This is a genomic window from Cellulomonas sp. McL0617 (assembly GCF_049994875.1).
GTDB lineage: Bacteria > Actinomycetota > Actinomycetes > Actinomycetales > Cellulomonadaceae > Cellulomonas.
The window spans coordinates 2,083,504-2,103,357 of sequence record NZ_CP188256.1 but is presented as its reverse complement, the minus strand read 5'-3'; the positions used below and the strand labels follow the sequence as shown (position 1 = coordinate 2,103,357).

Here is a 19,854-nt window from a genome sequence, read left to right as displayed (position 1 = left end):
CGTGGCATCCGGGTGACGGGCACAGGACATTCACGGGAAGTCGTGTGCGAGGACACGATCGGGCGGCTGTCATCATGACTGCGTGACGACCGATCCCGGACTGGCCGGACGCCCGGGACGGCTCTCGCGGCGCACCATCACCTCGTACGCGCTCGGCTCGGTCGCGACCGGTGGGTTCGGCACCCTGCCGGGCCTGGTGCTCGCGTACTACCTCACCGACACGCTGGGCGTCGCGGCCGGTGTCGCCGGTCTGGTGGTCACCGTGCCGAAGCTCTGGGACGTCGTCATCGACCCGTTCATCGGGGCCCGGTCGGACACGTCCGCCGCGCGGCACGGGAGCCGACGCACCTTCCTGCTGACCGGCGCCCTGACGCTCCCGCTCCTGTTCGCGGCCGTGTTCGCGACGCCGCGCGCCCTCGACGGTGCGGCCGCCGCGACCTGGGTGGTGCTGGCGTTCGTCGCCGCGGCGACGGCGTTCTCCGTCTTCCAGGTGCCGTACATCGCGCTGCCGGCCGAGATCGCCCCGGACTACGCCTCCCGGACCCGGCTGCTCGCACCGAGGATCGCCGTGCTGGCCGTGGCGATCCTCGCGTTCGGCGCGGGCGGTCCGCTGGTGCGCGACGCCGCGGGCGGCGGGCGCGCGGGGTACCTCGTGATGGGCCTGGTCGGGGGCGTCACCATCGGGCTGGGCATGCTCGCCGCGTGGTCGGGTGCGCCCCGGAGGGCGCGGGTCGCCGACGGCGCTCCGGTGCCGCACGCCCGCGGGGACGCCCTGCGCCTGGGCATGGCGGCGCTGCGGGAGATCCCGGCGTTCCGCCGCCTGCTCGGCGCCTTCCTGCTCCAGGCGTTGGCGACGGGCGCGATGCTGGCCGGCGCCCAGTACGTCGCGACGTACACGCTCGGCAACGAGGACGCGGTGACGTTCCTGTTCGTCGCCCTGGTCGCGCCGGCGTTGCTCGTGATGCCGGTCGGGACGAGGCTGGCCCGACGGTTCGGCAAGCGGCGCTCGTTCATGGGCGCCTCGATCCTGTTCACCTTCGCCGCGCTGTCCTTGGTGCCGATGCGCTGGGCGCCCGGCGGATGGGTCTATGCCTCGGTCGCGCTGGCCGGAGTCGCGTACGCCGGCATGCAGCTGTACCCGTTGGCGATGCTGCCGGACGTCGTGTCCGTCGACGCGCGGGAGCGCGGCGAGGACCGCGCCGGTGTGCTCGGCGGCGTCTGGACGGCGGGGGAGACCGCGGGGCTCGCGCTCGGCCCCACCCTCGTGCTCGGCACGCTCGCCGTCACCGGCTTCGTCTCGAAGACCGCCGGTCAGACCGTCGCGCAACCGGGCTCGGCCCTGACGGGGATCTCCCTCGCGTTCTCCCTGCTGCCGGCAGCGCTCGCGCTGCTCAGCCTGGTACCGCTGTCCCGCTACCCGTTGTCGGCGGACGTCGTCGATCACGCCGCCGCTGTGGAGGTCCGTCCGTGAACCGCTCTCCGGGTCGGCCCGTCGCCGACGTCCTCGCCGACCTGGCCTCCTGGCGTGCGGCCGACCCGCCCACCCACGGCGGACGGATCCTGTCGTACGTCTACGACCCCGGACGCCCCGACCTCGACGACGTCGCGGCCGAGGCCGTGCGCATGTTCCTGCCGGTCAACGGCCTGGACCCCACCACGTTCACCTCCGTCGCCGAGCTCGAGAGCCGGATCGTCGCGTTCGCCCGTGACGTCCTGCACGGCGACGACGGGACCGTCGGGTCGGTGACCTCGGGTGGCACCGAGTCCTGCATGCTCGCCGTGAAGTCGGCCCGTGACCTGTGGCGCGCGGCGCACGGCGCCACCGAGCGACCCACGCTCGTCCTGCCGACGACGGCGCACCCGGCGTTCCACAAGGCCGCCCACTACCTCGACCTCGACGTCCTGGCCGTCCCGGTCGCCCCCCGCACGGGCGTCCCGGCGGCGGCGGACGTGCTGGCGCGGGTGGACGACCGGACCGCGCTCGTCGTCGTCAGCGCGCCCAGCTACCCGTTCGGGGTGATCGACCCGGTCCGCGAGGTGGCGGCGGGGGTCGAGCGCGCCGGTGTCCCGGTGCACGTCGACGCGTGCATCGGCGGGTGGGTGCTCCCGTGGTGGGGCGGCCTCGACGACCGGCCCTGGGACCTGGCGGTCCCCGGCGTGACGTCGATCTCGGCCGACCTGCACAAGTTCGGCTTCGCGCCCAAGGGCGCCTCGGTCGTGCTCTACCGCTCGCGGGAGCAGCACCGCGCGCAGTACTTCGCGACGACGGCCTGGCCGGGATACCCGGTCGTCAACCCGACGATGCTCGGCTCGCGCGGCGTCGGGGCCATGGCCGCGGCGTGGGCGGTCCTGCAGGTGCTCGGCACGAGCGGCCTCGCCGAGCTCGTGGACGCCACGCGACGGGCCACCGCGACGCTGGTCGCCACGGTCGAGGGGATAGCCGGTCTGCGCGTCGTCGGCGACCCGACCGGACCGCTCGTCGCGATCGCCGCCGACGGCTCGACCGACCCCGTGGACCCGTTCCTGCTGATCGACGAGGTCCGTCGTCGCGGGTTCCTGCTGCAGGCCCAGCCCGCGATGCAGCAGTCCGACGGATCGGTGCTCACCCGCACCGCCCACCTGACGATCACACCGGTGACGGAGCGTGTCCTCGACGAGCTCGTCGCCACGCTTGTCGACGCTGCGACCGCGGTCCGCGGGCTGCCCCCGGCGGCGCCCGACCCGTCGTTGGCTGCCAGCGTGCTGAGCGACGGTCTCCCCGACGACCTCGCCGTTGTCATGGCGACTCTCGAGGCGCTGCCGGCGGAGATGGTGCGGCCGCTGCTCGTCGAGGTGCTCGCCGCCACAGTCGACCCGGCTCGGGAGGGACGTTCCGGGCGGTAGGGTGAGACGTCGACAGACAATCCTTTAAGACCCGTCCTGTGAGGCGGGGAAGGAGCTGCGGTACATGAGCCTGCCCACGCCCACCACCGACGACGCCGCCGGCAACGTGGTCCTCGGCGCCCCGGAGATCGCCCGGGCGCTGACGCGCATCGCGCACGAGATCCTCGAACGCAACAAGGGTGGCGCCGACGTCATCCTGCTCGGCATCCCCACCCGCGGGCTGCCGCTGGCGCGGCGGCTGGCGGAACGCCTCGAAGCCGTCGAGCCGGGCCTCGACGCCGCGGCCCTCGTCGGCAGCCTCGACGTGACCATGTACCGCGACGACCTGGCTCACCACCCGACGCGGACCATCGGCGAGACCGACATCCCGGGCGGTGGTCTGGACGGCAAGGTCGTCGTCCTGGTCGACGACGTCCTCTACTCCGGCCGCACCATCCGCGCGGCTCTCGACGCGATCAGCGACCTCGGCCGCCCGCGCGCCGTCCAGCTTGCCGCCCTGGTCGACCGCGGTCACCGCGAGCTGCCGATCCGCGCGGACTACGTCGGCAAGAACCTGCCGACCTCCACCACCGAACGGGTGCGTGTCCTGCTGCAGGAGAGCGACGGCCGCGACGCCGTCCTCATCGAAGGAGGGGTGCGATGAAGCACCTGCTGTCCACGGCCGACCTCAGCCGCGCGGACGCGATCCGCATCCTCGACACCGCGGGCTCGATGGCGGCGACGCAGGGCCGGGAGATCAAGAAGCTGCCGACCCTGCGCGGTCGCACCGTGGTGAACCTGTTCTTCGAGGACTCCACGCGGACGCGGATCTCGTTCGAGACGGCTGCCAAGCGGCTCTCGGCCGACGTCATCAACTTCTCCGCCAAGGGCTCGAGCGTGTCCAAGGGCGAGTCGCTCAAGGACACCGCGCTGACGCTGCAGGCCATGGGCGCGGATGCGGTCGTGATCCGGCACCACGCCTCCGGTGCGCCGCACACGCTCGCGACCAGCGGGTGGACGCACGGCGCCGTCATCAACGCGGGCGACGGGATGCACCAGCACCCCACGCAGGCGCTGCTCGACGCGTACACCCTGCGCCGGCACCTGACCGGCCCGGGCGACGTGACCGGCCGTGACCTGGCCGGGTTGCGGGTCGCGATCGTGGGCGACGTCCTGCACAGCCGGGTGGCCCGCTCGAACGTCCAGCTCCTGCACACGCTCGGCGCCGAGGTCACGCTGGTGGCCCCGCCCACGCTCGTGCCCGTCGGGGTGGAGGCGTGGCCGGCCCGGGTCTCGTACCACCTGGACGAGGTGATCGCGCAGGACAAGCCCGACGCCGTCATGATGCTGCGCGTGCAGCGCGAGCGGATGTCGAGCGCCGGCGGCGGGTTCTTCCCGAGCCCGCTGGAGTACACGCGGCGGTACGGGCTCGACGCCCGTCGGCTCGAGGCGCTCGCCGACCACGCGATCGTGCTGCACCCCGGACCCATGAACCGCGGCCTGGAGATCTCCGCCGACGCGGCCGACTCGCCCCGCGCGGTCATCGTCGAGCAGGTGGCCAACGGCGTCGCGGTGCGGATGGCCGTCCTCTACCTCCTGCTGGCCGGCGGCGACACGACCGTTGCGCCCGCGGGGGCGCGCACGAGCAGCGACGAAGCGAAGGTGTACGCATGAGGACCTACCTGATCCGGGACGTCAGCCCGCTGGGCGACGGCACGACCGACGTCCTGCTGGCTGACGGGGTGATCGCGGCGATCGGCCCCGACGCCGAGTCGAAGGCGGGCGACGACCCCGTCGTCATCGACGGGACCGGCCTGATCCTGCTGCCGGGGCTGGTCGACCTGCACACGCACCTGCGCGAGCCCGGCCGGGAGGACGCGGAGACGGTGCGCAGCGGCACGCGGGCCGCCGCGATGGGCGGGTACACTGCGGTGCACGCCATGGCGAACACGTCGCCGACGCAGGACACGGCGGGTGTCGTCGAGCAGGTGTGGCGGCTCGGTCGCGACGCCGGCTGGGCAGACGTCCGGCCCGTCGGTGCGGTGACGGTCGGGCTCGAGGGCGAGCGGCTGGCCGAGCTCGGCGCGATGGCGGAGTCCGCCGCCGCGGTCCGGGTGTTCTCCGACGACGGCAAGTGCGTGCACGACCCTGTACTGATGCGCCGCGCGCTGGAGTACGTCAAGGCGTTCGACGGCGTCATCGCGCAGCACGCGCAGGAACCACGGCTGACCGAGGGCGCCCAGATGCACGAGGGCGTCGTGTCGGCCGAGCTGGGCCTGCCCGGCTGGCCCGCGGTCGCCGAGGAGGCGATCGTCGCCCGTGACGTGCTGCTCGCCGAGCACGTCGGGTCGCGGCTGCACGTGTGCCACCTGTCGACCGCGGGGTCCGTCGAGATCATCCGCTGGGCCAAGTCCCGCGGTATCGACGTGACGGCCGAGGTCACGCCGCACCACCTGATGCTCACCGACGAGCTGGCCCGCGGCTACGACCCCGTGTTCAAGGTCAACCCACCGCTGCGCACTCAGCGCGACGTCGAGGCCGTGCGCGAGGGACTTGCCGATGGGACGATCGACATCGTGGCCACCGACCACGCGCCGCACACCCGCGAGGACAAGGACTGCGAGTGGGGCGCCGCGGCGTTCGGCATGACCGGCCTGGAGACGGCGCTGTCGGTCGTGCAGGAGACCATGGTCGACACCGGCCGCCTGACCTGGGCCGACGTCGCCCGCGTCATGTCGACCGCGCCCGCGCAGATCGGCCGCGTCAGCGACCACGGACGCCCGATCGCCGTGGGGGAGCCCGCCAACCTCGTGCTCGTGGATCCGGGGATCCGTCGCGTCGTGGTGCCGGAGGAGCAGGCCACCCAGAGCGCGAACTCGCCGTTCCGGGGGCGGGACCTGTCCGGCTGCGTCATCGCGACCTGGCTGCGCGGCCGCGCCACCGTGATGGACGGGTCGGCGTGCGACGAGTCCGTGGTGGTGAGCTCTTGAGGCACGCGACCCTCGCGGTCATCATCCTGATCGGGATGGTGGTCGTGGCACTGATCATCATGCGCGCCGGCTGGAGCTCCCGTGCCCGTCGCACCGCCGAGTTCGTGCCGAGCCTGCCGGTCGCCCCGGCCTCGCTGGGCAGGTCGCTCTTCGGGCCGGTGCCGATGATCTACATCTCGACCACCCGGGCGGGGGACTGGCTCGAGCGGATCACCGCGAACGGTCTCGGGGCGCGGAGCCGGGCCGAGGTCGAGGTGTTCGACGCCGGGGTCCGGATGGCTCGTACGGGAGCACCCGACCTGTTCGTACCGACGGCGGCGCTCCGCGACGTGACGGTCGCGCCGGGCATCGCCGGCAAGGTGGTGGGCCGCGACGGCATCGTCGTCGTCACGTGGCAGGCCACCCCCGACGACCCCCGCGGCGTGGACACCGGGCTGCGCCCGCGGCACGCCGGCGATCGCGAGCCCCTCGTGGACGCGATCGTCCCGCTCATTCGGCTGACCCCGGGGCAGTCGTCCCGCGCGCAGGAGGAGAACTCATGACCGACACCGGCCCCGCCTCCCAGGCAGTGCTCGTCCTCGAGGACGGCCGCACCTTCACGGGGCGGCCGTACGGCGCGGAGGGCTCGACGCTGGGCGAGATCGTCTTCAACACCGGTATGACCGGCTACCAGGAGACGCTGACCGACCCGTCCTACCACCGCCAGATCGTCGTCATGACGGCGCCCCACGTCGGCAACACCGGCGTCAACGACGAGGACCCGGAGTCCGCCCGGATCTGGGTGGCCGGCTATGTGGTGCGCGATCCCGCCCGCCGCGCGTCGAGCTGGCGCTCGGTCCGCACCCTGGACGACGACCTGGTGGCGCAGGGTGTCGTCGGGATCAGCGAGATCGACACCCGTGCCCTGACGCGGCACCTGCGCGAGCGCGGCGTGATGCGCGCCGGCATCTTCTCGGGCGCCGCGCTGACCGGCGCGGACGGCGAGCGCCGGCCCGAGGACGAGCTCCTCGCGGAGGTGCGTTCGGCGCCTGCGATGGCCGGTGCCGACCTGGCCGGCGAGGTCTCCACCGACGTGGCCTACGTCGTCGAGGCCCTCGGGCCGGACGGCGAACCGCTGGGCACGCCGGTCGCCACGGTCGCCGCGGTGGACCTGGGGATCAAGGCGATGACCCCGCAGCGGCTCGCCGAGCGCGGGGTCCGGGTGCACGTCCTGCCGTCGAGCGCGACGTTCGCCGACATCGCCGCGACCGGACCGGACGGCGTCTTCTTCTCCAACGGTCCCGGCGACCCGGGCGCGGCCACGCACGAGGTCGAGCTGCTGCGCGAGGTGCTGGACGCCGGGATCCCGTTCTTCGGCATCTGCTACGGCAACCAGATCCTCGGCAGGGCGCTCGGTTACGGCACCTACAAGCTCGGCTACGGCCACCGCGGGGTCAACCAGCCCGTGATGGACCGCTCCACCGGCAAGGTCGAGATCACCGCGCACAACCACGGGTTCGCGGTCGACGCACCGCTGGACGGCGAGTCGGTGGCACCGCACGACGGCGGTCGCTACGGCCGGGTCGTCGTCAGCCACGTCGACCTGAACGACGACGTGGTCGAGGGGCTGCAGGCGCTCGACCTGCCGGCGTTCTCGGTGCAGTACCACCCGGAGGCCGCGGCGGGCCCGCACGACGCCGCCTACCTGTTCGACCGCTTCGTCGACCTGATGACCACAGAGAAGAAGGGTGCCGCCTGATGCCCCGGCGCACAGACATCACCAGCGTCCTCGTCATCGGGTCCGGCCCGATCGTCATCGGCCAGGCGTGCGAGTTCGACTACTCCGGGACGCAGGCCTGCCGCGTGCTCAAGGAGGAGGGCCTGCGGGTCATCCTGGTCAACTCCAACCCGGCCACGATCATGACGGACCCGGAGTTCGCGGACGCCACCTACGTCGAGCCGATCACCACCGAGATCCTCACGACGATCATCGCCAAGGAGCGCCCGGACGCGATCCTGCCGACCCTCGGTGGCCAGACCGCGTTGAACGCCGCTATCGCGCTGGACGAGGCGGGCGTGCTGGAGAAGTACGACGTCGAGCTCATCGGCGCCAACATCGCCTCCATCCAGAAGGGCGAGGACCGCGAGCAGTTCAAGGAGGTCGTGGCCGTCTGCGGCGCGGAGAGTGCGGCGTCCGCGATCATCCACACCATCGAGGACGCGCTGAAGGCGGTCGAGGACCTCGGCTACCCGGTCGTCGTGCGCCCCTCGTTCACCATGGGCGGGCTGGGCTCCGGCATCGCCTACGACGAGACGGACCTTCGCCGCATCGTCGGCCAGGGCCTGCACTACTCGCCGACCACCGAGGTGCTCCTGGAGGAGTCGATCCTCGGCTGGAAGGAGTACGAGCTCGAGCTCATGCGCGACAAGCACGACAACGTCGTGGTCGTCTGCTCGATCGAGAACGTCGACCCGGTCGGCGTGCACACGGGCGACTCCGTCACCGTCGCGCCGGCGCTGACGCTCACGGACCGCGAGTACCAGCGCCTGCGCGACATCGGCATCGCGGTCATCCGCGAGGTCGGCGTCGACACCGGCGGCTGCAACATCCAGTTCGCCATCGAGCCCTCCACCGGGCGCGTCGTGGTGATCGAGATGAACCCGCGCGTGTCCCGGTCGAGCGCGCTCGCGTCGAAGGCGACCGGGTTCCCGATCGCCAAGATCGCCGCGAAGCTCGCCATCGGGTACACGCTCGACGAGATCCCGAACGACATCACGGGCGGCGTGACCCCCGCGTCGTTCGAGCCCACGCTCGACTATGTCGTCGTCAAGGTCCCGCGGTTCGCGTTCGAGAAGTTCCCGGCCGCGGACGACACCCTGACGACGACGATGAAGTCGGTGGGCGAGGCCATGGCCCTCGGCCGCAACTTCACCGAGGCGCTCGGCAAGGCCATGCGGTCGCTGGACAAGAAGGGCTCGGTGTTCCACTGGGCCGGCGATGCCCTGACCGGCGACGCGCTCGACGCGCTCACGGCGACGATCAGCCGGCCGACCGAGCACCGGCTCGTCGACGTCCAGCAGGTGCTGCGCGCCGGTGTCCCGCTGGAGACGGTCTTCGACCTGACCGGCATCGACCCCTGGTACATCGACCAGATCCAGCTCATCAACCAGGTGGCCGCCGAGACGGCCGCTGCTCCGGCACTGACCCGGGACGTGCTGCTGCACGCCAAGCGTCACGGCCTGTCGGACGTGCAGATCGCCTCGCTACGCCGCACGTCCGAGGACGCGGTCCGCGGCGCCCGGCACGCCGTCGGGCTGCGCCCGGTGTTCAAGACGGTGGACACCTGCGCCGCCGAGTTCGCGGCGAGCACGCCGTACCACTACTCGTCCTACGACGAGGAGACCGAGGTCGTCCCGCGCACCCGCCCGGCGATCCTCATCCTCGGCTCGGGACCCAACCGCATCGGCCAGGGCATCGAGTTCGACTACTCCTGCGTGCACGCCGCCCTGGCGCTCAAGGACGAGTTCGAGACCGTCATGGTCAACTGCAACCCCGAGACCGTGTCCACGGACTACGACACCTCGGACCGGCTCTACTTCGAGCCGCTGACGTTCGAGGATGTGCTCGAGGTCTACCACGCCGAGCTCGCGGCCGGACCGGTCGAGGGCCTGATCGTGACGCTCGGCGGCCAGACGCCGCTGTCGCTGGCGCAGCGCCTCGCCGACGCCGGCCTGCCGATCCTGGGCACGTCCCCGGCAGCGATCGACGCCGCCGAGGACCGCGGCGCGTTCGGCAAGGTGCTCGAGGCCGCCGGGCTGCCGGCACCGGCCTTCGGCACGGCCACGACGCTCGGCGGCGCTCGCGACACGGCCCGCCGCATCGGCTTCCCGGTGCTGGTGCGCCCGTCCTACGTGCTCGGCGGACGTGGCATGGAGATCGTCTACTCCGAGTCGCAGCTCGACGAGTACGTGGGCCGGGCGCTCGAGAACGCGGCCGACGGCGGGCGTGCCGGGACGCTCCCGCCGCTGCTCATCGACCGCTTCCTCGACGACGCGATCGAGATCGACGTGGACGCGCTGTTCGACGGCACCGAGCTGTTCCTCGGGGGAGTCATGGAGCACATCGAGGAGGCCGGCATCCACTCCGGCGACTCGGCGTGCACCCTGCCGCCGGTCACGTTGTCCACCAGCGAGCTCGAGCGCATCCGCCTGTCCACCGAGGCGATCGCGCGCGGCGTCGGGGTGCACGGCCTGCTGAACATCCAGTTCGCGCTGGTGTCCGACGTGCTCTACGTCCTGGAGGCCAACCCGCGCGCGTCGCGCACCGTGCCGTTCGTCTCCAAGGCCACGGGCGTCTCCCTGGCCAAGGCCGCGGCGCTGGTCATGGCCGGGCACTCGATCGCCGACCTGCGCGCCCGCGGCATCCTGCCGGTCGACGACGCGCGGGTGCTCGACCTCGGCTCGCCGGTCGCGGTCAAGGAGGCCGTGCTGCCGTTCAAGCGGTTCCGCACCAAGGAGGGCGTGGTCGTCGACACCGTCCTCGGGCCGGAGATGCGTTCGACGGGCGAGGTCATGGGGTTCGACGTGGACTTCCCGACCGCGTTCGCCAAGTCGCAGGAGGCCGCGTTCGGCGGGCTTCCCAGCGGCGGGCGTGCCTTCATCTCGGTGGCCGACCGTGACAAGCGCTCGATCGTCTTCCCGGTCAAGCGCCTGGCCGAGCTCGGCTTCGAGATCCTCGCCACGGAGGGCACCGCGGCGGTGCTGCACCGCAGCGGCATCACGTCCCGCGTGGTCCGCAAGTACTCCTCGGGCCGCGGCAGCGACGGCGAGCCGACGATCGTCGACCTCATCACCGACGGCGAGGTCGACATCGTGGTGAACACGCCGTCGGGCCAGGGTGCTCGTGCGGACGGCTACGAGATCCGGGCGGCGACGACGGCCGCCGACAAGGCGATGGTGACCACCGTCCAGCAGCTCGGCGCAGCGGTGCAGGCGATCGAAGCGGCCCAGGCGGGCCCGTTCACGGTCACGAGCCTGCAGGAGCACGACGCGGCCGCCCTGGTGCGGCGCGAGGCGCGTGCCGCTGCCCGTGCCACCGTGGGCGTCTCATGAGGGCGTTCGGGGAGCGGCTCGCCGCGGCGATGGAGGCGCACGGCCCGCTGTGCGTCGGCATCGACCCGCACCCGAGCCTGCTCGAGTCGTGGGGGCTCGCCGACGACGCCGAGGGGCTGCGCCGGTTCGCGCTCACCGTCCTCGACGCCGTCGGGGGGCGGGTGGCCGCCGTCAAGCCGCAGGCCGCGTTCTTCGAGCGGCACGGGTCGCGCGGGGTGGCGGTGCTCGAGGAGGTCGTCGCGGCGGGCCGGGACACGGGCACGCTCGTGATCGTCGACGCCAAGCGCGGGGACATCGGCTCGACGATGGCCGCGTACGCGGACGCGTTCCTGCGCGACGGCTCGCCCCTGGCCGGCGACGCGCTCACGGTGTCGCCGTACCTGGGGTTCGGGTCGCTCGACCCGGCCGTCGACCTGGCGCTCTCGTCGGGCCGCGGCCTGTTCGTCCTGTGCCTGACGTCGAACAAGGAAGGTCCCGAGGTCCAGCACGCCCGGGACGCGGACGGCGTCAGCGTCGCCGCGCACGTCGCCGCACACGCAGCCGCTCTGAACACCGACGCGCACCCGCTCGGGTCGATCGGCCTGGTGGTCGGGGCCACGATCGGCGATGCTGCCGAGCGCACGGGCGTCGACCTCGCTGCCGTCAACGGCCCCCTGCTCGCGCCTGGGGTCGGTGCACAGGGTGCAGGACCCGGCGACCTGGCTCGCGTCTTCGGGTCCGCCCGCCGTCAGGTGCTCGCCTCCTCCTCGCGAGGGGTGCTCGCCGCAGGGCCCGACGTGGTCGCCCTGCGCGGTGCCGCCCGGGCCGCCTCGGAGGAGGCGGCCGCGGCCCTGCGCGGCTGACAGTGACAATGGGATCGGGGTCGCCCGGCTCGAGTTGACCCTTTGGCTGACCGACCATGGGTGTCCTTGCTGAGATCTGTCGCTCGGTGCCGGGTGACCTCGTCCTGCACGTCACCTGCGTGAGCGGCGTGACCTCATAGGAGCCTGGCTAGAGGCCCCGTCACTGTCTTGTCCGCCTCGCTCGGTGGGTGCCGTGCCACCACCGGATGAGGGAGATGGCATGTCCACCATGGCAAACATCGGCGCCGAGGTCACTATCGGGGTCGATACGCATCTCGATGTGCACGTCGCGGTCGCGGTCGATCAGGTCGGTCGCGTCCTGGCTCAAGAGTCGTTCCCCGCCGACCCTGGCGGCTACCGGTCATTACTCGACTGGGGTGCTGACCTGGGCCGCGTCGTCGCGTTCGGGATCGAGGGCACCGGCTGCTACGGCGCGGGGCTTGCCCGAGCGGTTCGTCGGGCCGGTCACCGCGTGGTGGAGGTCGATCGCCCCGACCGCCGGACGCGTCGCGCGCGAGGCAAGTCCGACCCCGTCGACGCCGAAGCGGCCGCTCGGGCAGTCCTGGCCGGGACGGCGACCGGTGTTCCGAAGTCCCGCGATGGCCGTGTCGAAGCGATCCGAGCGCTACGGGTGGCCCGCCGCGGCGCAGTGCGGATCAGGATCCAGGTCGCCAACCAGCTGCACGCGCTGGTGATCAGCGCTCCTGCGCCGTTGCGGGAAAGTCTGCGCCACCTGTCGACCCGTGAGCTCGTGCGCACCGCCGCCGCGTTCCGACCAGGTCCCACGCTCGATCCCTCGACCGCCACGAAGCACGCGATGCGGATCCTCGCCCGCCGCCATCACGACAGCGACGCCGACGTCCAGCAGATCGACCTCCTGCTCGCCGAGCTGGTCCCCGCCGCTTGCCCTGAACTGCTCGAGCTGTTCGGCGTCGGCATCGACACCGCCAGCGCCCTGCTGGTGACTGCCGGCGACAACCCCGATCGCCTGCACAGCGACCCCGCCTTCGCCAGCTTGTGCGGAGTCGCACCGCTGCCGGCAAGCAGCGGCAAGACCACCGGCCGACACCGGCTCAACCGCGGCGGCGACCGCCAAGCCAACGCGGCCCTCTACCGAATCACTCTCTGCCGCTTGCGCTACGACCCCGCCACCCGCGCCTACGTCGAAAGACGAACCAAGGACGGGCTCAGCAAGCCAGAGATCATCCGCTGCCTCAAGCGCTACATCGCCCGCGAGGTACGCCACGCGCTCCTGGCTTGACGATCCATAGGAGCATCTCAGTGCGCCGCCAGGGTCCGGGCACGGGCCCGGTCGGCGGTCGCGATGTGTCGCGCCACGTGGGCCGCGTCCCGGCCGACCCCGAGCACCATCGCGGACGAGAACGCGTACTGGAACGGCAGCCCCATGAAGTACAGCCCGGGCACCGGAGCGACGACGCCCCGGTCGGTGACGGGATAGCCGTCATCGCCCAACGGCGCCGGCTCGACCCAGCTGAAGTCGTCGCGGTAACCGGTGGCCCACACGACGGAGCGCGCCTCGGGGAGCGTGCCGTCGTCGAGCACGGGTCGACCGTCTCGGACCGCCGCCACGCGGGCCGGCGTGTGTCGCACGCCGGCGGCCGCGAGGTCTGCGAGCTTGACGCGGAGCAGCGGTGCGCCGCCGCCGCGGACCTGCGGCCGCAGCTTGCGACCCATGGGCGTCCGCACGGTCAGCACGTGCTGGGAGACGAACGGGAACGCGTGCGCGGTGAGTGTGCCCTTGGCGCCGCGCCCGAACGGCAGCTCTCCGCGGACCCGCCCCGACAGGGTCACGTCGCGGCCTGCCCGCGCGAGCTCGAGCGCGATGTCGGCGCCCGAGTGCGATGCACCGACCACCAGCACCGGGCCGGCGGGGAGCTGGGTCGGGTCGCGGTACGCCGCGGCGTGCACCTGGGCGATCCCCGGGTCGAGCGCACGCGCGAGCTCCGGTGTCCACGGGTCGCGGTGCCCGCCCGCAGCCACGACGACGGTCCGGGCGACGAGGTCGCCCGTGTCGGTCGCGACGCGGAAGCCGTCCGCGTCGCAGGACACGCGCGACACGCGGACACCGCTCCGCACGGGCAGGTGCATCTGCGTCGCGTACCGCTCCAGGTAGTCGCCCATGTCGTGAGCGCTCGGGAACGCGTTGCCCGGGCCGTCCATCGCCAGCCCGGGCAGGCCGTCCAGCCGCGTGGGCGTGAAGAGCCGGAGCGACGAGTACCGCGCCCGCCAGACGTCGCCCACCCGGTCGCGCTCGTCGAGCACCAGGCACGGGACGCCCCGGCGCGTCAGGTGGAACGCCGTGGCGAGCCCGGCCTGCCCGGCCCCGATGATGATCGTCGACTGCTCGTCCATGACCCTGCCCTCCTCGTCGTCGTCCGTGGGATCGACGCTAGGAGGGGACGAGCGCGACGACATCGCGCGTTCTGCCCATCCGCGTCCTGTCGGCATGGGCCGTTCTGCGTAGCCGGCCGATCGCTCAGAGCACGCCGTGCTCGTAGGCCCATGCAGTGGCCGCGGCACGCGACGGGACGTCGAGCTTGGCGAAGAGGTTGGACAGGTGCCGGGCGACGGTCTTCTCGGAGAGGTGCAGCTCCGTGGCGATGGCGCGGTTGGTGCGGCCGGTGGCCGCGAGGCGCAGCACCTCGGCCTCCCGCGGGCTCAACCCGCCGGCCGGCGCGACGATCGCCGGACCCTCGAGGGCGACCAGGTCGGCGGACGCCCCGAGGCGGCGGAACGTCGAGCGCGCGGCCTCGAGCCCGAGCTCGGCCGCGGCATCGTCCCCGCGCGCCCGGTGCACCGCCGCGAGTCGCACCCGGACCCGTGCCACCTCGTAGGGGACCGTGAGCCCGAGCCAGAGGTCCAGGGCACGAAGGAGCGACCGCTCGGCGCCGCGTACGTCCCCGTCGGCGAACCGAACCGTGCCGTCGGCCGTCGCAGCGATCGCCTGGAGGCACGACCCGCTCGCCGGGTCCGACGCCTGCCCGGCGAGCATCGCGACCGCTCGTCGTGCCGTCGGAAGGTCATCGACAGCGACCCCGACCTCGACGACGGCCGCGAGGAGCAGCGGGCGCGGCGGCCCGACCCTCTCCATGGCACCCCGCAGCAGTCCGAAGGCGTCGGCGGCGCGGCCCGAGGCGAACCAGGTCAGGGCGAGACCCGGCTCGGGATCGCCGCCGGCCTCGAGCGCCTGCCTGAACGCGTCCTGCGCGCGATCGAGCTCGCCCCGGACGCGATGGACCTCGCCCTTCTGGTACCAGGCCACACCGAGGTCGCCCTGGGGCGGCGTGGACAGGGCCGCGACGGCGAGGTCGGCCTCGAGCAGCGCCTGGTCCCACGCATCGGTCTCGAGCAGCACCTGGGAGCGGTGCACCCGGCAGGTGCCGCGGAAGGGGACCAGCTGCGGCTGACGTTCGCACCATGCGTCCAGGGCGAAGGTCCACTCGCGCGCACGCCGGACGTCGAGCGCCTCGCGGCACATCCGCACGACGACGCAGTAGATGACGCCGGCGACCACCGGGGACACCCGGCCGCCGGTCACCCCGACCATGACGTCGTCGAGCTCGTCGAGACCCTCGGTGACCTGACCGGTCATCAGCCGGACGTACCCCAGGCTCATCCGCGCGAGCGCGACGAGATCGGCGTCGTCGACCTGCTCGCCGACCTCCTGGGCCAGCCGGAACTGGGTGAGTGCGCCGGCGGCGTCACCCTCCTCGCCCGCGCGCCGACCCCTCGGCACCCCGAGATAGCCACGGACGACGTGCCCCAGCTCGGGGTCGGCGGCCAGTCGCGCGCCGCGAGCCATCCAGCCGGCGAGAGCCGCGTCCCGGCCGCGGTTCGACAGGTTGAGGCCGGCGCGCAGCAGGCACTGACCCGCACGAGCGGCGTCGCGATCGTCGACGAAACGGTCGAAGGCGTTCGCCAGCAGGTCGCAGCCCTCGTCGTCCCGACCACTCAGGATCGCCGCGGACGACCACGCGAGCAGATCCGCGCCATCCAGCCGAACGGATGTGGACGCCAGGGCGAAGGCGTCGTACGCCCCCGACCACGCGCCCGCGGCGGCAGCAGCGTGCGCCTGCGCGAGCTCGGTGCCGTCCGCCATCGCCCGCTCCTCGCTGCACGGCCGCCGTGCCGCCATGGCCGCCCACGCTACGCCCGCGCCGGCCTGCGCCCCGACCCGATTCGCCCGGATCGACCCGCCCGCGTTGCCGTTCACCTGGTCGCTCGCTAGTTTCGTCGTAAAGGTCCGCGCGTTCATGACGTGCAGGATCGCCGGCCCAAGGACGAAAAGGTGACGCGCGTGGCTCTTCCTCCGCTGACTCCCGAACAACGAGCGGCAGCGCTCCAGAAGGCCGCTGCCGCACGGCAAGCACGTGCCGAGGTCAAGAACCGCCTCAAGTACTCCCAGGGCACGCTCTCCGAGGTGATCGCGCAGGGACAGAAGGACGAGACGATCGGCAAGCTCAAGGTGCTGGCGCTCCTCGAGTCGCTGCCTGGCGTGGGGAAGGTCAAGGCGCGTGCGATCATCTCCGAGATCGGAATCTCCGAGACGCGGCGCGTCCGTGGCCTCGGCCCGCACCAGGTGAAGGCGCTCGTCGACCGGTTCGGGTGACGCGTCCACCGGGTCGCGTGTCTTCCGTCGTGACCCGGACCCCTGCCCGAGGAGTGCTGCACCACCCATGACGACGACGCCCGCCCGGCTGACCGTTCTCGCCGGACCGACCGCCGTCGGCAAGGGGACCGTGTCCGCCGACGTCCGGTCCCGCTATCCCGAGGTCTGGCTCTCGGTGTCCGCGACGACGCGGTCACCCAGGCCCGGCGAGGTGGACGGCGTGCACTACGTGTTCCTCTCGGGTGACGAGTTCGACCGGATGGTGGCCCAGGGCGACTTCCTGGAGTGGGCCGTCGTGCACAGCCGGAACAAGTACGGCACACCGCGCCGGCCGGTCGAGGAGAGACTGGCGGCGGGGGAGCCCGCACTGCTCGAGATCGACCTGCAGGGCGCGCGCCAGGTGCGGGCGTCGATGCCGGACGCGCACTTCGTCTTCCTCGCACCGCCGTCGTTCGACGAGCTCGAGCGGCGGCTGGTGGGGCGGGGCACCGAGGGGGCCGAGGAGCGGGAACGGCGCCTGGCGACGGCGCGGGTGGAGCTCGCGGCGGCCGCGGAGTTCGACCAGATCATCGTCAACGACGACGTGCACCGGGCGACCGACGAGCTGGTCCACGGGATGGGCATCGCGACCAGGTAGCATGGAAGGCAGTCCAACCTCTTTCACCTCGGGAGATCAACGTGTCCGGAACCGTCGCAGCCCCTACCGGCATCACCGACCCCCCCATCGACCGCCTGCTCGAGCGCGCCGACTCCAAGTACGCCCTCGTGCTCTACTCGGCCAAGCGCGCGCGTCAGATCAACGCGTACTACTCGCAGCTGAACGAGGGTCTGCTCGAGTACGTCGGCCCGCTGGTGGACACCCGCCCGCAGGAGAAGCCGCTCTCGATCGCGATGCGCGAGATCGACGCGGGCCTGCTGACCTCCGAGGCCACCGAGGGCTGACCTGCCCCATGCGCATCGTCCTCGGTGTCGCGGGCGGGATCGCCGCCTACAAGTCGGTGCTGCTCCTGCGGCTGCTGCGGGAGGCGGGCCACGAGGTCCGCGTCGTGCCCACGCGGGCGGCGCTGGAGTTCGTCGGCCGAGCCACCTGGGAGGCCCTCTCGGGGCAACCGGTGACCACCGACGTCTTCGAGGACGTCGACCAGGTCGCCCACGTGGCCGTGGGCAAGTCCGCCGAGCTGGTAGTGGTCGCGCCTGCCACGGCGGACCTGCTCGCGCGGGCCGCGACCGGTCAGGCCGACGACCTGCTGACCGCCACGCTGCTGGTCGCCCGGTGCCCGGTCCTGCTGGCGCCCGCGATGCACACCGAGATGTGGGAGCACCCGGCCACCGTCGCCAACGTCGCGACGCTGCGGTCGCGGGGCGTGCACGTGCTCGACCCGGAAGCAGGCCGGCTGACGGGTGCCGACACGGGCCCGGGCCGGCTGCCCGAGCCCGAGGCGATCGCGCGGGCCGCGCTGGCCCTCGTCGCCACCCGTCCGCAGGACCTGACCGGCCGCCACGTCGTCATCTCGGCCGGGGGTACCCGCGAGCCGCTGGACCCGGTCCGGTTCTTCGGCAACCGGTCGTCCGGCCGGCAGGGGGTCGCGCTCGCGCGCGCCGCCCGGGACCGCGGCGCCCGCGTGACGCTGGTCGCAGCGAACCTCACGGTCGCGACACCCAGCGGGGTGGACGTCGTCCCGGCGGAGACCGGCGCCGAGCTGCGTGACGCGGTGCGCGCCGCGGCCAAGGACGCCGACGTCGTGGTCATGGCGGCCGCCGTCGCCGACTACCGGCCCCGCACGGCGGTCGAGACCAAGCTCAAGAAGAGCCCGGACGGCGTCGCGCCCGTGCTCGAGCTCGTCGAGACGGTCGACATCCTGGCGGAGCTCGCCCACGAGCGTCTGCGGGCCGACCAGGTCGTCGTGGGCTTCGCCGCCGAGACCGGGGACGCCGCCGGGTCGGTGCTCGAGCACGGCCGTGCGAAGGCGCTGCGCAAGGGGGCGGACCTGCTCGTCGTGAACGCGGTGGGCGGCGGGCGCGGGTTCGGCACGGACGCCAACGACGTCACGATCCTGGACGGTCGAGGTGTGGTCGTCGCGACGTCGTCGGGCACCAAGGACGTCGTCGCGCACGCCATCTGGGATGCGGTCCTCCTCCGGTTCTGACGCAACGATCCGATCGTCGCCCACTACGCTGTCGGCCATGACCGAGCCTGCGCTGCGCCTGTTCACGTCCGAATCCGTCACCGAGGGCCACCCGGACAAGGTGTGCGACCAGATCTCCGACGCGATCCTGGACGCCATCCTGGAGCAGGACCCGCAGGCGCGCGTCGCGGTGGAGACGATGGTCACCACCGGCCTGGTGCACGTCGCCGGCGAGGTCACCACGAGCGCGTACGTCGAGATCCCGCAGATCGTCCGCCAGGTGGTCAAGGGCATCGGCTACACGTCGTCGCACATCGGCTTCGACGGCGACTCGTGCGGCATCTCGGTCTCGATCGGGCAGCAGTCGCCGGACATCGCCGCCGGCGTCGACAAGGCGATCGAGGTGCGTGACGACTCCTCGGACATCGACCCGCTCGACCTGCAGGGCGCGGGCGACCAGGGCCTCATGTTCGGCTACGCGACCGACGAGACCCCGTCGCTCCTGCCGCTGCCGATCTGGCTCGCCCACCGCCTGGCGGAGCGCCTGACCCTGGTCCGCAAGGAAGGCATCGTGCCCGGCCTGCGACCCGACGGGAAGACGCAGGTCACCATCGGCTACGACGGCGACCGGGCGGTCAGGCTCGACACGGTCGTGCTCTCGACGCAGCACGACCCGGACGTCGTGCTGGAGACGCAGCTGCGTCCGGCGATCGCGGAGCACGTGGTCGCGCCCGTGCTCGAGGGCCTGGGGCTCGACACCTCCGACTACCGCCTGCTGGTGAACCCGACGGGCGTGTTCGTCGTGGGCGGTCCGCAGGGCGACGCCGGCCTCACGGGTCGCAAGATCATCGTCGACACCTACGGCGGCATCGCGCGCCATGGCGGCGGCGCGTTCTCCGGCAAGGACCCGTCCAAGGTCGACCGCTCCGCCGCGTACGCGATGCGCTGGGTGGCCAAGAACGTCGTCGCCGCGGGCCTGGCCCGCCGCTGCGAGGTGCAGATCGCCTACGCGATCGGCAAGGCCAACCCGGTCGGCTTGTACGTGGAGACGTTCGGCACCGAGACCGTGCCCGTCGACCGCCTGACCGGAGCGATCCGCCAGGTGTTCGACCTGCGACCGGCTGCCATCGTGCGAGACCTCGACCTGCTGCGCCCGATCTACCAGAAGACCGCCGCGTACGGGCACTTCGGCCGCGAGCTGCCCGATTTCACCTGGGAGCGGACCGACCGCGTGGCGGCCCTCCAGGCGGCGATCGGCTGACGAGCCTGTGGATGCCCGCGCCCCGTCGTGGGTCGCGGGTGATGGGATGAGC

At 72.7% G+C, this 19,854-nt stretch carries 17 protein-coding genes; 15 read left to right on the top strand and 2 right to left on the bottom strand.

What is annotated here, in order from left to right:
* Window positions 1-82: 82 nt before the first annotated feature.
* The 10 genes from ACPPVS_RS09545 (at window position 83) to ACPPVS_RS09500 (ending at window position 13,046) form a co-directional block, all read left to right on the top strand.
* Window positions 83-1,471, top strand: a complete 1,389-nt coding sequence (locus ACPPVS_RS09545) for an MFS transporter (RefSeq protein WP_426592036.1) — start codon at window positions 83-85, stop codon at window positions 1,469-1,471.
* Entirely contained in the window at window positions 1,468-2,883 is a 1,416-nt protein-coding gene (locus tag ACPPVS_RS09540) for a pyridoxal phosphate-dependent decarboxylase family protein (RefSeq protein ID WP_426592035.1), read from the top strand. The genes ACPPVS_RS09545 and ACPPVS_RS09540 overlap by 4 nt, the downstream gene beginning before the upstream one ends.
* 64 nt (window positions 2,884-2,947) lie before the next feature.
* A complete protein-coding gene (gene pyrR / locus ACPPVS_RS09535) occupies window positions 2,948-3,526 on the top strand; it encodes a bifunctional pyr operon transcriptional regulator/uracil phosphoribosyltransferase PyrR (protein ID WP_426592034.1) in 579 nt (192 codons plus the stop codon).
* Window positions 3,523-4,536 carry an aspartate carbamoyltransferase catalytic subunit gene (locus ACPPVS_RS09530; RefSeq protein WP_426592033.1) on the top strand — a complete coding sequence of 338 codons (1,014 nt, stop codon included), beginning with the start codon at window positions 3,523-3,525 and terminating at the stop codon, window positions 4,534-4,536. The genes pyrR and ACPPVS_RS09530 overlap by 4 nt, the downstream gene beginning before the upstream one ends.
* On the top strand, window positions 4,533-5,852 hold the full coding sequence (locus tag ACPPVS_RS09525; protein WP_426592032.1) for a dihydroorotase: 1,320 nt from the start codon (window positions 4,533-4,535) through the stop codon (window positions 5,850-5,852). The genes ACPPVS_RS09530 and ACPPVS_RS09525 overlap by 4 nt, the downstream gene beginning before the upstream one ends.
* On the top strand, window positions 5,849-6,394 hold the full coding sequence (locus ACPPVS_RS09520) for a hypothetical protein (protein ID WP_426592031.1): 546 nt from the start codon (window positions 5,849-5,851) through the stop codon (window positions 6,392-6,394). The genes ACPPVS_RS09525 and ACPPVS_RS09520 overlap by 4 nt, the downstream gene beginning before the upstream one ends.
* Complete coding sequence (carA, locus tag ACPPVS_RS09515; RefSeq protein ID WP_426592030.1) at window positions 6,391-7,590, top strand: glutamine-hydrolyzing carbamoyl-phosphate synthase small subunit; 1,200 nt, start codon at window positions 6,391-6,393, stop codon at window positions 7,588-7,590. The genes ACPPVS_RS09520 and carA overlap by 4 nt, the downstream gene beginning before the upstream one ends.
* The gene (gene carB / locus ACPPVS_RS09510; RefSeq protein WP_426592029.1) at window positions 7,590-10,943 is read left to right on the top strand and encodes a carbamoyl-phosphate synthase large subunit; all 3,354 of its coding nucleotides are present in this window, start codon (window positions 7,590-7,592) and stop codon (window positions 10,941-10,943) included. Before carA ends, carB begins: the two co-directional genes overlap by 1 nt.
* The gene (pyrF, locus tag ACPPVS_RS09505; RefSeq protein ID WP_426592028.1) at window positions 10,940-11,785 is read left to right on the top strand and encodes an orotidine-5'-phosphate decarboxylase; all 846 of its coding nucleotides are present in this window, start codon (window positions 10,940-10,942) and stop codon (window positions 11,783-11,785) included. Before carB ends, pyrF begins: the two co-directional genes overlap by 4 nt.
* Window positions 11,786-12,005: 220 nt before the next feature.
* On the top strand, window positions 12,006-13,046 hold the full coding sequence (locus tag ACPPVS_RS09500) for an IS110 family transposase (protein WP_426592027.1): 1,041 nt from the start codon (window positions 12,006-12,008) through the stop codon (window positions 13,044-13,046).
* A 17-nt stretch (window positions 13,047-13,063) separates the two neighbouring features.
* Here ACPPVS_RS09500 and ACPPVS_RS09495 read toward each other — a convergent pair whose 3' ends face one another.
* On the bottom strand, window positions 13,064-14,158 hold the full coding sequence (locus ACPPVS_RS09495; protein WP_426592026.1) for a flavin-containing monooxygenase: 1,095 nt from the start codon (window positions 14,156-14,158) through the stop codon (window positions 13,064-13,066).
* A 124-nt stretch (window positions 14,159-14,282) separates the two neighbouring features.
* Entirely contained in the window at window positions 14,283-15,941 is a 1,659-nt protein-coding gene (locus tag ACPPVS_RS09490) for a LuxR C-terminal-related transcriptional regulator (protein ID WP_426592025.1), read from the bottom strand.
* Between the two features lie 162 nt (window positions 15,942-16,103).
* On the opposite strand from ACPPVS_RS09490, the gene mihF reads away from it, so the two are divergent.
* From mihF to metK, 5 genes are all read left to right on the top strand, one after another.
* A complete protein-coding gene (gene mihF / locus ACPPVS_RS09485) occupies window positions 16,104-16,415 on the top strand; it encodes an integration host factor, actinobacterial type (protein ID WP_013771131.1) in 312 nt (103 codons plus the stop codon).
* A gap of 67 nt (window positions 16,416-16,482) precedes the next feature.
* The gene (gene gmk / locus ACPPVS_RS09480) at window positions 16,483-17,052 is read left to right on the top strand and encodes a guanylate kinase (RefSeq protein WP_426592024.1); all 570 of its coding nucleotides are present in this window, start codon (window positions 16,483-16,485) and stop codon (window positions 17,050-17,052) included.
* Between the two features lie 41 nt (window positions 17,053-17,093).
* Entirely contained in the window at window positions 17,094-17,357 is a 264-nt protein-coding gene (rpoZ, locus tag ACPPVS_RS09475) for a DNA-directed RNA polymerase subunit omega (RefSeq protein WP_028046344.1), read from the top strand.
* An 8-nt stretch (window positions 17,358-17,365) separates the two neighbouring features.
* Window positions 17,366-18,562 carry a bifunctional phosphopantothenoylcysteine decarboxylase/phosphopantothenate--cysteine ligase CoaBC gene (coaBC, locus tag ACPPVS_RS09470; RefSeq protein ID WP_426592023.1) on the top strand — a complete coding sequence of 399 codons (1,197 nt, stop codon included), beginning with the start codon at window positions 17,366-17,368 and terminating at the stop codon, window positions 18,560-18,562.
* 37 nt (window positions 18,563-18,599) lie between these two features.
* Window positions 18,600-19,802, top strand: coding sequence for a methionine adenosyltransferase (metK, locus tag ACPPVS_RS09465; RefSeq protein WP_426592022.1), 1,203 nt, complete (start codon window positions 18,600-18,602; stop codon window positions 19,800-19,802).
* The last annotated feature ends 52 nt before the right edge of the window (window positions 19,803-19,854 follow it).

Excerpts from the sequence above, each read along its gene's own strand:
- pyrR (WP_426592034.1), top strand. The coding sequence starts at position 2,948 with ATGAGCCTGCCCACGCCCACCACCGACGACGCCGCCGGCAACGTGGTC.
- ACPPVS_RS09530 (WP_426592033.1), top strand. The coding sequence starts at position 3,523 with ATGAAGCACCTGCTGTCCACGGCCGACCTCAGCCGCGCGGACGCGATC.
- ACPPVS_RS09525 (WP_426592032.1), top strand. The coding sequence starts at position 4,533 with ATGAGGACCTACCTGATCCGGGACGTCAGCCCGCTGGGCGACGGCACG.
- carA (WP_426592030.1), top strand. The coding sequence starts at position 6,391 with ATGACCGACACCGGCCCCGCCTCCCAGGCAGTGCTCGTCCTCGAGGAC.
- carB (WP_426592029.1), top strand. The coding sequence starts at position 7,590 with ATGCCCCGGCGCACAGACATCACCAGCGTCCTCGTCATCGGGTCCGGC.
- pyrF (WP_426592028.1), top strand. The coding sequence starts at position 10,940 with ATGAGGGCGTTCGGGGAGCGGCTCGCCGCGGCGATGGAGGCGCACGGC.
- ACPPVS_RS09500 (WP_426592027.1), top strand. The coding sequence starts at position 12,006 with ATGTCCACCATGGCAAACATCGGCGCCGAGGTCACTATCGGGGTCGAT.
- ACPPVS_RS09495 (WP_426592026.1), bottom strand. The coding sequence starts at position 14,158 with ATGGACGAGCAGTCGACGATCATCATCGGGGCCGGGCAGGCCGGGCTC.
- ACPPVS_RS09490 (WP_426592025.1), bottom strand. The coding sequence starts at position 15,941 with ATGGCGGCACGGCGGCCGTGCAGCGAGGAGCGGGCGATGGCGGACGGC.
- gmk (WP_426592024.1), top strand. The coding sequence starts at position 16,483 with ATGACGACGACGCCCGCCCGGCTGACCGTTCTCGCCGGACCGACCGCC.
- coaBC (WP_426592023.1), top strand. The coding sequence starts at position 17,366 with ATGCGCATCGTCCTCGGTGTCGCGGGCGGGATCGCCGCCTACAAGTCG.
- metK (WP_426592022.1), top strand. The coding sequence starts at position 18,600 with ATGACCGAGCCTGCGCTGCGCCTGTTCACGTCCGAATCCGTCACCGAG.